Genomic DNA, 14538 nt, shown 5'->3' on the forward strand with positions numbered 1-14538 from the left:
GCCCTCAGAGCAGCCGCGGCCAGCGCAGGAGCCGTTCCGGCGCGAAGGCCGCGACCGGCACCGCCGGGTTCCGGCCGGTGGCGAGGTCGGCGACGATCTCGCCGGTGATCGGGCCGGTGGACAGGCCGATATGACCGTGGCCGAAGGCGAAGAGCAGGCCGTCGTGCCGCGGGGCGCGGCCGATCACCGGCATCCCGTCGGGCGTCGACGGGCGGGAGCCGAGCCACGGCGCGTTGTCCAGCGGCCCGCCGAGCCGCAGGGTGCCGGCCGCCTCGCGGGACGCCGCCTCGATCTGCGTGTGGTCGGGGGCGGCGGCGCGGGCGTTGAGTTCGACACCGGACAGGACACGGACCCGGTGCTCGCCCATCGGCGACAGGATCGAGCCCGCGCCGGTGTCGAGGACAGGCCGGGTCAGCGGCGGGCTATCCGGATGCAGGGCGTAGTGGCGATGGTAGCCGCGCTCGGCCGCCACCGCGAAGCGGTAGCCGAGAGTCCGGGCGATCGCCCCGGAGGCGGCGCCGGCCGCGAGGACGACCTGCCGGCCCCGCACGGCGCCGCCGTCGTGATCGACGCGCCAGCCACCGGCCTCGGGCTCCAACCGGGCGACGCTGCCACGCAGGCGGCGGCCGCCGAGGTCGGTGAACAGGGCCTCGCACGCCTCGATCAGCCGGCCGGGCTCGCGCACCGATCCCGTCTCGGTGAGCAGCATGGCCCGCGCGTAGGGCCGCACCAGCGCCGGCTCGACGGCCTGCAGCGCCGCCCTGTCGAGGATGTCGAACGCGACCCCGTGCGCGGCCAGGATCTCGCGCTCCAGGGCGGCGGCCGCGAAGGCCGCCTCGGTGCGGTAGGCCTTGATCCAGCCCGTCCGCTGCAGCCGGTCGCCGGTGCCGGCCCGGGCCGCCAGCCGCTCGTGGGCCGGATAGGCGGCGCTGGTCAGCGGCAGCAGCGCCGCGGCCGCGCGGTGCCAGCGGGATACGCGCGCAGCCGCGAGAAAATGCGCCGTGTAGGGCAAGATTCGCGGGAGATGCGCGTAGTGCAGCCTCAGGCCGCGATCGGCGTTGCGCAGGTAGGCCGGGAGCTTGCCCCACAGGGCCGGGCTCGACATCGGCAGGATCGAGCCGCGGCTGACCACGCCGGCATTGCCGTAGGAGGTCCGGGCTCGCGCCTCGCCGGGATCCAGCAGGACCACGTCGAGCCCGCGATCCCTCAGCGCGACGGCGCTGGCGAGGCCGACCATCCCGCCGCCGACCACCACGATGTCGGCCGTCTCGTCCGTCGCCATGCCGCTCACATCCTGCACCGCACCACGCGCGCCCTTCTGACGGGTTTCCGGCGTCCTGGGTAGCGGGCTCCGCGGCGTCACGCATCGGGCCGGTGTGATCGTGAAGTCCCGCGCACATTCCCGCGGAGATCGGCTAGAGAGCGGACCATGACTCTCGTCCGCTTCGCACCCTCGCCGACCGGGTATCTCCATATCGGCAACGCCCGGCCGGCCCTGCTCAACGCCCTGTTCGCCCGCCGGACCGGCGGCCGCTTCCTGCTCCGCCTCGACGATACCGACGCGGAGCGCTCCACCGAGGCCTTCGCCGAGGCGATCGGCGAGGATCTCGCGTGGCTCGGCATCGTGCCCGACCTGTTCGCCCGGCAGAGCGCCCGCACGGCGCAGCACGACGCCGCCGCCGACCGCCTGCGCGCAGCGGGCCGGCTCTACCCCTGCTACGAGACCCCGGAGGAGCTGGAGCGCCGCCGCAGGCGCCAGCTCGGGCGCGGCCAACCGCCGATCTACGACCGGGCGGCGCTGCGGCTCACCGGCGACGAGCGGGCGGCGCTCGAGGCCGAGGGCCGGCGGCCGCACTGGCGGTTCCTGCTGGAGGCGCGGACCGTCGGCTGGGACGATCTCGTCCGCGGCCCGGCCCACGTCGACTGCGCGTCCCTGTCGGATCCGGTGCTGATCCGCGCCGACGGCAGCTACCTCTACACGCTGCCGTCGGTGGTGGACGACGCCGATCTCGGCATCACCCACGTGATCCGCGGCGAGGACCACGTCACGAACACCGGCGTGCAGGTGCAGATCTTCGAGGCCCTGGGCGCGGCCGTTCCGGTCTTCGGCCACCACAACCTGCTGACGACCGCCGACGGGGAGGGCCTGTCGAAGCGCCTCGGCCACCTGTCGCTGCGCGGCCTGCGCGAGGCCGGCTACGAGCCCGCGGCGGTGCGCTCGCTGGCGGTGCTGACCGGCTCGGCCGAATCGGTCCGGGCGGTGCCCGACCTCGACACCCTCGCGGGCCTCGTCGATCTCGGGGAGATCTCGCGGGCGCCGGCCCGGTTCGACCCGGCGGAGCTCGACGGCCTCAACGCCCGCCTGATCCACGCCATGCCGTACCGGGAGGCGGCCGCGCGCCTCGCGGATCTCGGGATCCCTGAGGACCGGGCCGAGGCCTTCTGGCTCGCGGTGCGCGCCAACCTGAGCCGGGTTCCGGAGGCGGCGCCGTGGTGGCGGGTCGTGACCGGTCCGGTCGAGCCGGTGCTCACCGAGCCTGCCGTGATCGCGGCCGCCATCGAGACCCTGCCCCCCGGGCCGTTCGGCCCGGAGACCTGGAAGGCGTGGACGACCGAGATCCGGACTCGCACCGGCGCCAAGGGCCGCGGCCTGTTCATGCCGCTCCGGCTCGCGCTGACCGGCCTCGAGCACGGGCCGGACCTCGCCGGCCTGCTGCCGCTGATCGGGCGGGAGCGGGCGGCGCGCCGGCTCTCCGGCGCGGCCGCCTGAGCGACCCGGCCCGGACAGCCCCGCCGGCGTTCGTAATCCTGGGCCGTTCGGCGGCGGTTCAGCGGCCGGGTCGGGGGCGCGCCTCGATCAGCGCGGCATCGAGCAGGAAGCTGCCGTCGGCCTCGATGCCGAAATGCGCCGCGACCTCCGCGGGCGCCGCGACCTGCAGCGCCCGGATCGCCGCGACGTGGGTCTCCGGCGTCCGCATCCGGGCGATCCAGCTCGCGAACTCCATGCGCGGCCGGCTCGGCGTCGCGTCGCCGGGCTCGAAGCCGGCCGCCTCCAGCAGGGCCCGCCATTCCGAGACCCTGTAGTCGCGCACGTGCGAGGGGTCGCGCAGCAGCTCCACCGCCTGAAGGTGCGTGTCGAGCAGCGGATCCTCGGGCGCGACGATGTCGCTGACGACGAGGAATCCGTCCGGCTTCAGCACCCGACGCGCCTCCGCCAGGGCCGCAGGCACGTCGCGCCAGTGGTGGGCGCTGTAGCGGGTCAGGACCGCGTCGAAACGCGCGTCCGGGAACGGCAGGGCCTCCGCGCCGCCCTGCCGGGTCTCGATCCGGTCGAGCCCCCGCCGCGACGCCTCGGCGGCGACCGCCGCCAGCATCTCGGCCGACAGGTCGTAGGCCGTGACGCAGGCCCCGGCCGCCGCCGCCGCGAAGGCGACGTGGCCGCCGCCGCAGCCGAGGTCGAGCACCCGCAGGCCGGGCCGCGCGCGGACCCGCTCGCCGATCCGGTCGAGGTCGGCGCCCGCCGCGTGCACGGCGCTGGTCACGTAGGCGGAGGCCTGCGCGCCGAACTGGTCGACGACGTGTCGGGTGTGGCTGCGGGCGTTCATCGGCGGATCTCCCGGTTCAGGTCGCGAGCGGCGGCAGGCGGGACAGCCGCAGGGCGATCGTCAGCGCCAGACCGTACAGCCCGCCCACGAACAGAACCACGCCGTTCCACCCGGAATGGGCGAAGAACCAGCCGCCCGCGGTCCCCAGGACCGACGAGCCCAGATAGTAGAGGCCGAGATAGATCGCCGAGGCCTGGGCCCGGTCGCGCAGGGCCCGCCGCCCGACCCAGCTGCTCGCGACCGCGTGGGCGCCGAAGAAGCCCACCGTCGTCACCACGATGCCGGCGAGGATCAGCAGCAGGTGATCCGAGAGCGTCATCACGATGCCCGCCAGGCCGACGGCCGTGGCGACCCAGAGGACGCGGCGGCGGCCGAAGCGGCTCGCCAGCTCGCCGGTGACCGGGCTGCTGACCATGCCGGCGAGGTAGACGGAGAAGATCAGTCCGATCACCGCCTGGCTCAGCGCGTAGGGCGGCTCGAGCAGGCGGAAGCCGATGTAATTGTAGATGCAGACGAAGCCGCCCATCAGCAGGAACGCCTCGGCGAAGAGCCAGGGCAGGCCGGCGTCGCGGAAATGGTGGGTGAAGCTGCCCGGCACCTCTGCCCAGGCGAGCCGGCGCGGCACGAAGCGGCGCGAGGGCGGGAGCCACCGCCAGAACGCCAGCGCGGCGGCGAGCGCGAGGCCGCCGATCACCGCGAGCCCGGCGCGCCAGCTCACGAAATCCGCCATCACGCCGCTGATCAGGCGGCCCGACATGCCGCCCAGCGCGTTGCCGCCGACGAGCAGGCCCATCGACAGGCCGATGGCCTTGGCGTCCATCTCCTCGGCGAGATAGGCCATGGCGACGGCCGGGAGGCCGCTGGCCGTCAGCCCCGTGAGCGCGCGCAGTGCCAGGAAGCCGTACCAGCCGGGGACCAGGGCGGCCACGACCGTGAGCAGCGCCGAGGCGACCAGCGAGGCCAGCATCACCGGCTTGCGGCCCCAGATCTCCGAGAGCGGGCTGACGACCAGCAGCGCCACCGCCAGCAGCCCGCAGGGCAGCGACAGGGCGAGGCTGCTCGCGGCCGGCGAGACGCCGAAATCGTCCGCGTAGATCGGCAGGAGCGGCTGGACCGCGTAGAGCACCGCGAAGGTCGAGAAGCCGGCCGCCGCCAGCGCCAGAGCCGTGCGGCGGAAGACCGGTGTGCCCGACCGGATGAGCCCGCCATCCGCCTCGCTGTCCATCGTCGTCCCGCACCGCTGTCCTCAACCGGTGGTGAGGCGCGGAGGCTCGACGGTCAACTGCCGCGCGGGACATGCCCGCGCGGCGGCCGTTTCACCGAGGCGGCGGCGGCGGTGCCGCCTGGCCCTGACCCTGATCCGGCCCCTGCTGCAGCAGCGGCGTGATCCGCTGGACGACGACGCGGCGATTCTCCCGCGACGGGCCCTGCGTGTTCACCTTGAGGTACTGCTCGCCGTAGCCCTGGGTGGTCAGGTTCTCCGGCGGCACGCGGAACTGTTCGGTCAGCACGGTCGCCACCGCCTGGGCACGCCGGTCCGACAGGGACAGGTTGTCGAGGGCTGAGCCGACGGCGTCGGTGAAGCCTTCGATCAGGAACACCTCCCGCGGGTTGGCCTGGATGGCGCGGTTCATCGCGCCGGCGATCCCCGACAGCTTGGCCGCCTGATCGGGCGTGACGGTGAATGAGCCGGTGTCGAAGGTGATCGTGTTGATGTCGACCGAGCGCAGCCGGGCGCGGAGGTCCGGGCTGTAGCGGATCTGATCGAGCGTGTACCGGCGATCGACCTGCACCACCGGCGGCGCCGTCAGCGCCTCGTAGACTTCCGCCTCGTCGGCCTGGGCGTAATCCACCACGTAGCGGTCCCGCGGGATGCGGATCTCCGGGGGCGGCAGCACCACCACGTCCTCGTAGATCGGGCGGAGCGGGCCGGCATAGCTGTTGTCGATCAGGATGAGCTCGCGACCGTCGCGATAGCGGAGGTAGCGGCGCAGCATCCGCCCGTCGTCGTTGGTGACGGTGACGATCTGCTCGCCGCCGGGCCGGTCAACGTAGCTGTAGAAGTCGGCGCCCCGCCGCTCGAACCTGTAGCCGCGCGGGTCCAGGGTGCGGAAGCGCTCGTTCTCGTCGTGTCGGATCAGGTAGCCGTCGCGGTCCTGCACGATGATGCGGCCCGGCTCCCGGTAATAGGTCCGGCCGTCCTCCCGGAACTCGCGGCGGTCGGTGCGGACCTGCTCGAAATCGCGCACGGCGTCGTTCTGGCGGAAGCCGCCGGGCACGTAGCCCGGCTGTCCCGACCGGTTGAAGGCGCTCGGGTCGGTCGGACCGCCCGGACCGCCCGCGGGCGGCTGGCCCGGCGCCATCCCGGGCTGCGGTGCGCCGGGCGGCGGGGCCTGTCCGGGAGCGGGCGCCTGGCTTGGCGGCACGAATGGCCGTCCCGGGATCCCGGGGGCCATGTTGGGCGGCACTGGCCGCGCGGGCTCCGCCGCGGGGGCGCCGTTGGGCTGGGCCGGCGCCCGTCCATCGGGCTGGGCCCCCTGCGGCTGGAACGGCCGCCCCGGAACGCCCGGGGCCGCGTTGGGCGCCTGCGGCCGGCCGGGCTCGGCGCCGGGACCGCCGTTCGGCTGGGCGCGGTTCTCTGGCTGGCGGTTCTCTGGCTGGCGGTTCTCGGGCTGCGCGTCGAGGCGCTGGGCCGGCCGACCGGGTGCGCCGGGGGGCGCGTTCGGCGGCTGGGGCCGCTCGCCGGGCGCACCCGGACCGCCCGGACGCTGGCCCGGAGCACCGCGATCCGGCACGGATCGGTCGGGAGCCGCGTCGCGCTGCGCGGGACGGTTCGGCTGGTCATCCGGGCCGGGGCGGTCCCGGTCCGGTGCCTGGCGCTGCTGCGGCGCCGGCGGACGCTCGGGCGCAGGGCGTCCCTGGGGCGGCGGGGCCTGATCGCGATCCGGAGCCTGCTGGCGCTCGGGCGCGGGCCGTCCGGGGGTCGGCCGCTCCTGCGGCCCGCGATCCGGACGATCCGGCTGCTGATCCCGCCGCTCCTGCTGCCGCTCCTGCTGTCGATCCGAATGGCGGTCCGGCCGATCCGGCGCCGGCGGACGGGCCGCAGGCGGCTCGCGCGGCGCTCGGGCGCGCGCTCCGCTGGGCGGTTCGGCCTGCGCTGGCGCTGGCGGGCGGCTCGGGACGCTCGCGCGGCGGCGCACGCTCCGGCCGAGGCTCCGGCCGCTCGCGCTCGGCCGGCGGGCCGGGACGCTCCTGCGGCGGCCGCTCGGGGCGCGGACCGCCGTGCGGGGGCTCGCCGCCGCGGGGACCGCGCTCGTCCGGTCCGCCCTGCGCCACTTGGATCCGGCCCGGCGCGGCATCGGCGAGCTGCACGAGCGTGAGGGCCGGCAGCACCGTGCCGGTGAGGAGGATCAGGCGGAGCAGGCGCATCGCGGTCTCGTCTCGGTTCAGGCCGAGCCGAACACCGGACGCCGCGATTGGTTCCGCGTCCCGGGAAGCGGAACCGGCTTCAGGGCGTGAGGCGCTGGGGCACCGCGATCACGTCGGGCGCGATGATGCGCACGGCAACGTGATCCGGCTTCGCCTCCGCGGCTTTCGCGCCGTCGGCCGCGGCGGGCTCGACCTTCGCGTCGTCGCGGCCGGGGCCGCCCTTCGTGTCGACGCCCGCACGGCCGGCGGCGTCGGCGGCGAGTTCTGCCGCGGTCCGGTCGGCCCGGCCGACGAGGGTCAGGCGCACCTTCGGCCGGGACAGCGCCTCGGCCTGCATCGGCGTCACGAAGATGTCGCCCTTGTGCCGGACCAGCATGCTCTCGGCCTTGACCAGCGACTGCGCCCAGGACTTGCCCTCCGGTTTGCAGGAGCAGTTCGGAACGAATTCCTTGCGGAATTTGAAGGCGTTGGCGAGGTTCGCGTAGGCCCGGCTGCCCTTCACCGAGGCGGCGTGCTTCAGGGCATCGTCGCCGTACGGCATGGAATAGGCCTGCGCCTCGGTCCCGGGGCAGAGGGCCTGGCACATCTCGTCGGCGCCGCCGCGGCCCTCGGGCAGGTTCTTCATCGGGAAGAAGCCGCCGTCGCAGGTGCGCACGCAGACCATCTGCGGCCCGCCCCGGCCGTAGGCCTCGCCGGAGCCCGCGGAGGTTTCGCGCGGGGGGCAGGTGGAGGCGACCAGCCCCTGGAGTTCGCGCTTGCGGGCGCCGCTGTCGTCTATCACGGCGCCGCCGTAGGTGGCCTTGAGGGCGCGGATCCGCTGCTCCACCGCGCCGCACTGCGGCGGCCGCGTGTCGAAGAACAGGAACTTGCCGCCCTCGCAGTTCAGGCCGCGGAAATAGGCTTCGAGGCGCCCGATCTCGTCGTTCAGGGCGCGCGTCGTGCTGGCGCCGCTCTGGATCGAGGCCAGCTCCGCCCGGTAGCGCCGGCACTGGGGCGACGGCAGTTGCGGCGCCGGCCGCGCCTCGGCGGGCGGCGGTCCGGACGCGGCCTCCTGCGCGCTGGCGGAGACGGCGAGCGAGTGGGACAGTCCGAGGGCTATGGCCGCGCTCAGGACGAGGCGGCCGAGCGTACGGACGATCGGGCGGTGAGGCATAGGCTGCATCGCGTTGATCGGGTGCGCGGCGATCCGGAGAACCCGGGCCCGCGCGCATCCGCGCTTCGGAACGGAAGCGGGGCCATTCTACGCCCCCTCGCAAGACCGCGACACCCCTCCTACATCCGGCCGGCAAGCGTGAGGGGGAATTGACCGGCGATGTTGTTTCGGAGTCTCACCTATGTTGGGCTTCTCGCACTGGGCCTGACAGCGGCCGGTACGGCCTCGGCGCAGGAGCCGGACCGGATCTTCGACAAGTCGACGGTCTGGCGCCCGCTGACGCCCAACGACAAGCTCGTGGTCTACGGCGTCGACGATCCGGCGGTCTCCGGCGTGGCCTGCTGGTACACCCAGCCCGAGAAGGGCGGGATCAAGGGCACGCTGGGCTTGGCCGAGGACGTCTCGGACATCTCGCTGGCCTGCCGGCAGACCGGGCCGATCGCCTTCAAGGGCAAGATGAGCCAGGGCGAGGTGGTGTTCAGCGAGCGCCGGTCGCTGATCTTCAAGTCGATGCAGATCGTCCGCGGCTGCGACGCGAAGCGCAACACGCTGATCTACATGGTCTACTCGGACAAGGTCATCCAGGGTTCGCCCAAGAACTCGACTTCGGCCGTCCCTCTGGCGCCCTGGGGCACCGAACCGGCGCAGAAATGCGCCGACTTCATGAAGTGAGCCGCGCGGGGTCGACAGGGCGTCCCGGGGACCGGGGCGTCCGCGGCTCCCTCAGTCCTGGCAGGTGATCCGGATCGGGCGCTCGGAGGGCGCCGGGACCGGCTGGCTGATCGCACCGGTGTACTCGTCGGCGGCGGCAACCCCGTAGGAGTTCGCCGCGGCGTAGCCCTGGGCCTCGCACCACGCGTTGGCGACCACCTGCCCGCAGGCGCTGCCCGGCGTCGTCAGGCACTCGCCGACGCCGTAGCCGTCGCTCGACGGGATCAGGAAGGTCTTCTCGACGTGGGCCGGCGCCTTCGCGGGCGTCTCGCCGTCGGTGCCGGCCAGCGCGACGTGGGTCAGGCCCGCACAGGCGAGAACGGTGGCGAGAGCGAGGGAACCGGCGGCCGAGCGTCGCATGGATTGTCCTTGGGCACAGGATCTGTGGCGTGAGGATCGTGGCCCGGACGGTCCGACGGCGCGGTTAAGGAAGCCTTACCCGCATGGCGCGCAGGCCATCTCGAATTCCTCACGCTTTTGAGTTAGCCCCATCGCGCGGGCCGCGCCGTCGCCGCGATGCAACAGGATGCTGTGCCGGGGCTGGCGGATCCGCCACGTTTCGGCCGCTCTTCGCCGCGCGGGGCCCTCAGGTCGTTGAAGGCAGGGCCGGATTTCCGGCCACGGCTCCGGTCCGGACGTCATCCCGGGCGCCGGAAAAGGGATGGGTTTCATGGCGCCGATGTTGCGGCTCTACAACACGCTGACCGGCGCCAAGGAGGCCTTCGCGCCGATCGACCCGCAGCATGTCCGCGTCTACGCCTGCGGCCCGACGGTCTACGACGCCGCCCATATCGGCAACGCCCGACCGATCATCGTCTTCGACCTGCTGTTCCGGCTGCTGCGCCACCTCTACGGGCCGGAGCACGTCACTTACGCCCGCAACGTCACGGACGTGGACGACAAGATCAACGCCCGGGCGGCCGAGCGCGGCGTCAGCATCCGCGAACTGACCGACGGCACGCTCGCGCAGTTCCACCGCGACGTGCGCGACCTCGGCGTGCTCATGCCGGAGGACGTGAACCTCACGGGCGCGCGGCCCCGCTTCGTCGAGCCCCGCGCCACCGACCACATCGCCGAGATGGTGACGATGATCGAGGCCCTGGTCCGGGCCGGCCACGCCTACGTGGCGGCGGATCACGTGCTGTTCGACGTCCCCTCGATGCCGGATTACGGCGGCCTGTCGAAGCGGCCCCTCGACGAGATGGAGGCGGGGGCCCGGGTCGAGGTCGCCCCCTACAAGCGCTCGCCCCTCGACTTCGTCCTGTGGAAGCCCGCGAAGCCCGGCGAGCCGTCCTGGCCGTCGCCCGCCGGGATCGCGGTCGCCGGGCGGCCGGGCTGGCACATCGAGTGCTCGGCCATGTCGGCCAAGCATCTCGGCCGGACCTTCGACATCCACGCCGGCGGCATCGACCTGATCTTCCCGCACCACGAGAACGAGGTGGCGCAGTCGCGCTGCTGCTTCGGCACGCCGGTGATGGCCAATGTCTGGCTGCACAACGGCTTCCTCCAGGTGGAGGGGGAGAAGATGTCGAAGTCGCTCGGCAACTTCATCACCATCCGCGACGTGCTGAACGACTGGCCGGGCGAGGTCGTGCGCCTCACCATGCTCAAGACCCAGTACCGGCAGCCGATCGACTGGACCCTGCGCGGCCTGGAGGAATCGGCCCGCGTGCTCGACCGCTGGTACAACGCCGCCGGCGACGCGCCCGCCGCACCCGACATCCCCGTCGGCGTTGTCGAGGCGCTCTGCGACGACCTCAACACGCCGGCGGCGATCAACGAGCTGCACCGGCTCGCGGGCGGCGCGGAGGCGCAGCCCGGTGCGCTGCGCGCCGGCGCGAACCTCCTCGGCTTCCTCGCGCGCACCCGCAGCGACCGCGAGCAGGATCAGGTCGCGGCCTCGGGGGTCGACGTCGCGGCGGTCGAGGCGCTGATCGCCGAGCGCCGCGCGGCGCGCGCCGCCAAGGACTGGGCCGCCTCCGACCGGGCGCGCGACGCCCTCGCGGCGATGGGCGTCGCCGTGAAGGACAACAAGGACGGCACCACGACCTGGACGGTGGCGCGCTGATCGCGGAGCCGGCGGCCGATGACACGGATGTGACGGGGGCCGCGTCCTCGCGCCCGCTTGCGCGGCGCGGCGCGGGCGGCATCTGTGGTCCGGGGACTCGCGGCGGAGAAGAGCAGCACGTGACCAGCTTCGGGACCACCTTCCGGACCGTCGGGGCGCGGCGCGCCGCCGCCGCGTCGGCCCTGGCCCTCGGTCTGGGCCTGTCAGGCCCGGCCGCCGCGATCGACGGCGGGTCGGCCGCCGGCCGTGATGCCCTGGCGCAGGCCACCGTGGCGATCGGCACGATCACCCAGCCCGAGGAGGCGCTGAAGCTGACCCGCTGCACCGGCGTGCTCATCGCGCCGGATCTCGTGCTCACGGCGGCCCACTGCGTGAACGGCGATCCGCTGGGCGCGCTGGTGGTGTTCTTCCGGGGCAGCGAGCCGGCGCGGCCGGTCTACGGCGCGCGGGTCGCCGCCCGCTACAGCCCCGATCCGGGGGAGATGCTGCCGAACGAGGCGTCGGGCGTCAGCCTCTCCGATCTCTCCCTCGACCTCGCGGTCCTGCGCCTGACCGACCCGGTGCGCGACCGGCGGCCCGTGCCGCTGGCGGCGGATCCCGGCCGCGTTCCGAAGAGTCTGCGCATCGCCGGAGCCGGCCTCTCCGGCCGGACCGTCGGACGCCTGCGCACCGCCACGCTGACGCCGGTCGCGGCGAGCAGCACCGGGCTGACCATCGCCCGGGCCAACGGCGCCCGGGTCTGCTTCGGCGATTCGGGCGGCCCGGTCGTCGCGCAGGATCGCCGCGGCACCTACATCTGGGGCGTGGCCAGCGCGGTGATCAGCCGGGCCGCGCCCTGCGGCGGCTACGTGGTGATCGCGCCGGCCGCGCAGGTCTTCTCCGCCACCGGGACGCGGTGAGGGCTTCGGACACCGCCGGAACGCGAAAACCCCGCGCGGCCGGACCGCGCGGGGTTTTTCACGGGACGGTGCGACCGGCGGATCAGACCGCCATGCGCTCCTCGCCGTCCATCGGCTCGCGCAGCACGTAGCCGCGGCCCCAGACGGTCTCGATGTAGTTCTTGCCCTGGCTGGCGTTCGCGAGCTTCTTGCGCAGCTTGCAGATGAAGACGTCGATGATCTTCAACTCGGGCTCGTCCATGCCGCCGTAGAGATGGTTGAGGAACATCTCCTTGGTGAGGGTCGTGCCCTTCCGGAGCGAGAGGAGTTCCAGCATCTGGTACTCCTTGCCGGTGAGGTGCACCCGGGCGCCGCCGACCTCGACGGTCTTCTGATCGAGGTTCACGATCAGGTCGCCGGTGGTGATGACCGACTGGGCGTGGCCCTTCGAGCGGCGCACGATGGCGTGGATGCGCGCCACCAGCTCGTCCTTGTGGAACGGCTTGGTGAGGTAGTCGTCGGCGCCGAAGCCGAGGCCCTTCACCTTGTCCTCGATGCCGGCCATGCCGGACAGGATCAGGATCGGCGTCTTCACCTTCGCCACGCGCAGCGAGCGGAGCACCTCGTAGCCCGACATATCGGGCAGGTTCAGATCGAGGAGGATGATGTCGTAGTCGTACAGCTTGCCGAGATCGACACCCTCTTCCCCGAGGTCGGTGGTGTAGGTGTTGAAGTTCTCGGACTTGAGCATCAGCTCGATGCTCTGCGCGGTCGCGCTGTCGTCCTCGATCAAAAGTACCCGCATCGTCGGTCCCCAGCCCCGCCGGCCGCATCAGCGCGCAGACACGTCCCAGCCTTCGCCCGCCACCGGCCTGTGGACGGGCGCTCCGTCGCTCTTGACGTGGAACGCTATGGATTAATCGTTAACAAAACCTGATTCCTGCCCGCAAGCGTCTCGTTCGCAGTTCCGCGAGCTTGACAGGAGAAACATCGCCTCTCCGGTCACGCCCACGGTCCCGATTCCGTTCCGTCCGCGTCCAGGCCGCTCGCCCCCTTCGGCGTAAGTACTTCCTCCGCAACGATCCGATCCCCGGTGTTGTCCGTCGGACACACCGGTACGACTTCGTCGGGCGCGACCACGGCCGCGACCCGGATCGAGCCGCTACGAGCCCGTGACCCGCAGTGTTAAGGAGGCCGGTAAACGAAGCGTTGAGAGCCAGGCCGATGACACAGGATCCGGCAAGATCCGTTGCTTCCCTCGCGTCGGCGCGGGCCGCCCTGGAGCGGATCGAGGTGCTGGAGACGTTCGGGCGGGTCGTGGCGATCCGCGGCCTGCTGGTCGAGGTCGCCGGACCCGTGGCCGCGATGCGACTCGGCGGCCGGGTCGACGTCGAGGGCGCCAACGGCCACGGGCTGGTCCCGTGCGAGGTCATCGGCTTCCAGGGCGATCGGGCACTCGCGATGCCCTTCGGCTCGCTCGAGGGCGTGCGGCGCGGCTGCCCGGCCTATGTCCGCGACGAATCGGCCGGCGCGATCCGGCCCTCCGGCGCGTGGCTGGGCCGGGTGATCGACGCCCTCGGGCGGCCGGTCGACGGGCTCGGCCCCCTGGCGCAGGGGCCCGACGTCTACCCCCTGCGCGCGGATCCGCCCCCGGCCCATGCCCGCACCCGGGTCGGCGGTCCGCTCGATCTCGGCGTCCGATGCATCAACACCTTCCTGACGATGTGCGCGGGCCAGCGGATGGGCATCTTCGCCGGGTCGGGCGTCGGCAAGTCCGTGCTGCTGTCGATGCTCGCCCGCTACACAGCCGCCGACGTGGCGGTGATCGGCCTCGTGGGCGAGCGCGGCCGCGAGGTGCAGGAATTCCTCCAGGACGATCTGGGCGCCGCCGGCCTCGCGCGTTCGGTGGTCGTGGTGGCGACCTCCGACGAGCCGGCCCTGATGCGCCGGAACGCGGCCTACGTGACCCTGTCGGTCGCCGAGCACTTCCGCGATCAGGGCGCCAAGGTCCTGTGCATGATCGACTCGATCACGCGCTTCGCCATGGCCCAGCGCGATATCGGCCTCGCCGCCGGCGAGCCGCCGACCGCCAAGGGCTACACGCCGACCGTCTTCTCGGAGCTGCCGCGCCTGCTCGAGCGCGCCGGCCCCGGGGTGGGGCAGGGGACGATCTCGGCCCTGTTCACCGTCCTGGTCGAGGGCGACGACCACAACGAGCCCGTGGCGGACGCGGTGCGTGGCATCCTCGACGGCCACATCGTCATGGAGCGCGCCATCGCGGAGCGCGGGCGCTACCCGGCGATCAACGTGTTGCGCTCGGTCTCGCGCACCATGCCGCGCTCCTGCGATCCAGCCTATCTCCCGGTCGTGCGGCGCGCGCGGCGGCTGCTGTCGACCTACGCCGACATGGAGGAGCTGATCCGCCTCGGCGCCTACCGGGCCGGCTCCTCCCAGGAGGTCGACGAGGCGGTCGCGCTCATGCCGCATCTTGAGGCTTTTCTGGGGCAGGGTAAGGAAGAAGCAACGTCCATCGGCGATGGTTACGCACGGCTCTCCGAGATCGTCGGCGGGGCCTAGGCACTGTGGGCCGGGGCGTTAACGCTTCGGCGCGATCATGGTGCACGTGGGGGATTCGGGCGGGTCTGCCGTGGGCAGGCTCGCGCACAGGCTCGGTCCGGGCACGATCCCGGACGC

The 14538-nt window shown here is 73.2% G+C and carries 13 protein-coding genes; 6 read left to right on the forward strand and 7 right to left on the reverse strand.

The genetic code is table 11. From position 1 onward, the window contains the following. Positions 1–4: 4 nt before the first annotated feature. Positions 5–1282, reverse strand: coding sequence for an FAD-binding oxidoreductase (locus BKE41_RS29470; protein ID WP_071000595.1), 1278 nt, complete (start codon positions 1280–1282; stop codon positions 5–7). 147 nt (positions 1283–1429) lie between these two features. Here BKE41_RS29470 and BKE41_RS29475 point away from each other — a divergent pair, with 147 nt between their 5' ends. Beyond that, the gene (locus BKE41_RS29475) at positions 1430–2770 is read left to right on the forward strand and encodes a glutamate--tRNA ligase (RefSeq protein WP_071000596.1); all 1341 of its coding nucleotides are present in this window, start codon (positions 1430–1432) and stop codon (positions 2768–2770) included. A gap of 58 nt (positions 2771–2828) precedes the next feature. Here the strand turns inward: BKE41_RS29475 and BKE41_RS29480 are convergent, their stop codons facing one another. The 3 genes from BKE41_RS29480 to BKE41_RS32365 all read right to left on the reverse strand — a co-directional run bounded on the left by BKE41_RS29480 (position 2829) and on the right by BKE41_RS32365 (position 5968). Next, positions 2829–3605, reverse strand: a complete 777-nt coding sequence (locus BKE41_RS29480; RefSeq protein ID WP_024828022.1) for a methyltransferase domain-containing protein — start codon at positions 3603–3605, stop codon at positions 2829–2831. Positions 3606–3621: 16 nt separating this feature from the next. Further along, on the reverse strand, positions 3622–4830 hold the full coding sequence (locus BKE41_RS29485; RefSeq protein WP_029359735.1) for an MFS transporter: 1209 nt from the start codon (positions 4828–4830) through the stop codon (positions 3622–3624). Positions 4831–4921: 91 nt separating this feature from the next. Beyond that, complete coding sequence (locus BKE41_RS32365; RefSeq protein WP_159392831.1) at positions 4922–5968, reverse strand: OmpA family protein; 1047 nt, start codon at positions 5966–5968, stop codon at positions 4922–4924. 919 nt (positions 5969–6887) lie between these two features. Between BKE41_RS32365 and BKE41_RS32370 the strand changes: the two genes are divergently transcribed. After that, positions 6888–7124 (forward strand): hypothetical protein, encoded by a 237-nt coding sequence (locus tag BKE41_RS32370; protein ID WP_159392830.1) that lies wholly within the window; start codon positions 6888–6890, stop codon positions 7122–7124. Here the strand turns inward: BKE41_RS32370 and BKE41_RS29495 are convergent. Beyond that, complete coding sequence (locus BKE41_RS29495) at positions 7114–8187, reverse strand: DUF2865 domain-containing protein (RefSeq protein ID WP_024828019.1); 1074 nt, start codon at positions 8185–8187, stop codon at positions 7114–7116. The two genes, BKE41_RS32370 and BKE41_RS29495, sit on opposite strands and share 11 nt — an antisense overlap. A 159-nt stretch (positions 8188–8346) precedes the next feature. Here BKE41_RS29495 and BKE41_RS29500 point away from each other — a divergent pair, with 159 nt between their 5' ends. Further along, positions 8347–8859: a CreA family protein gene (locus BKE41_RS29500; RefSeq protein WP_012322457.1), complete on the forward strand. Its 513-nt coding sequence runs from the start codon at positions 8347–8349 to the stop codon at positions 8857–8859. Positions 8860–8910: 51 nt separating this feature from the next. On the opposite strand, the gene BKE41_RS29505 is transcribed toward BKE41_RS29500, so the two are convergent. Next, complete coding sequence (locus tag BKE41_RS29505; RefSeq protein ID WP_012322458.1) at positions 8911–9258, reverse strand: hypothetical protein; 348 nt, start codon at positions 9256–9258, stop codon at positions 8911–8913. Between the two features lie 310 nt (positions 9259–9568). Here BKE41_RS29505 and cysS point away from each other — a divergent pair, with 310 nt between their 5' ends. Together cysS and BKE41_RS29515 are read left to right on the forward strand one after the other, a co-directional pair. Further along, the gene (cysS, locus tag BKE41_RS29510; RefSeq protein ID WP_071000798.1) at positions 9569–10966 is read left to right on the forward strand and encodes a cysteine--tRNA ligase; all 1398 of its coding nucleotides are present in this window, start codon (positions 9569–9571) and stop codon (positions 10964–10966) included. 119 nt (positions 10967–11085) lie between these two features. Continuing rightward, a complete protein-coding gene (locus BKE41_RS29515; protein ID WP_071000597.1) occupies positions 11086–11865 on the forward strand; it encodes a trypsin-like serine protease in 780 nt (259 codons plus the stop codon). Between the two features lie 82 nt (positions 11866–11947). Here BKE41_RS29515 and BKE41_RS29520 read toward each other — a convergent pair whose 3' ends face one another. Further along, positions 11948–12649, reverse strand: coding sequence for a response regulator transcription factor CtrA (locus BKE41_RS29520; RefSeq protein ID WP_010683835.1), 702 nt, complete (start codon positions 12647–12649; stop codon positions 11948–11950). Positions 12650–13068: 419 nt separating this feature from the next. On the opposite strand from BKE41_RS29520, the gene fliI reads away from it, so the two are divergent. Further along, positions 13069–14421, forward strand: a complete 1353-nt coding sequence (gene fliI, locus BKE41_RS29525; protein ID WP_012322461.1) for a flagellar protein export ATPase FliI — start codon at positions 13069–13071, stop codon at positions 14419–14421. Positions 14422–14538 lie beyond the last annotated feature (117 nt).

It is taken from the genome of Methylobacterium sp. C1 (assembly GCF_001854385.1).
GTDB lineage: Bacteria > Pseudomonadota > Alphaproteobacteria > Rhizobiales > Beijerinckiaceae > Methylobacterium > Methylobacterium radiotolerans.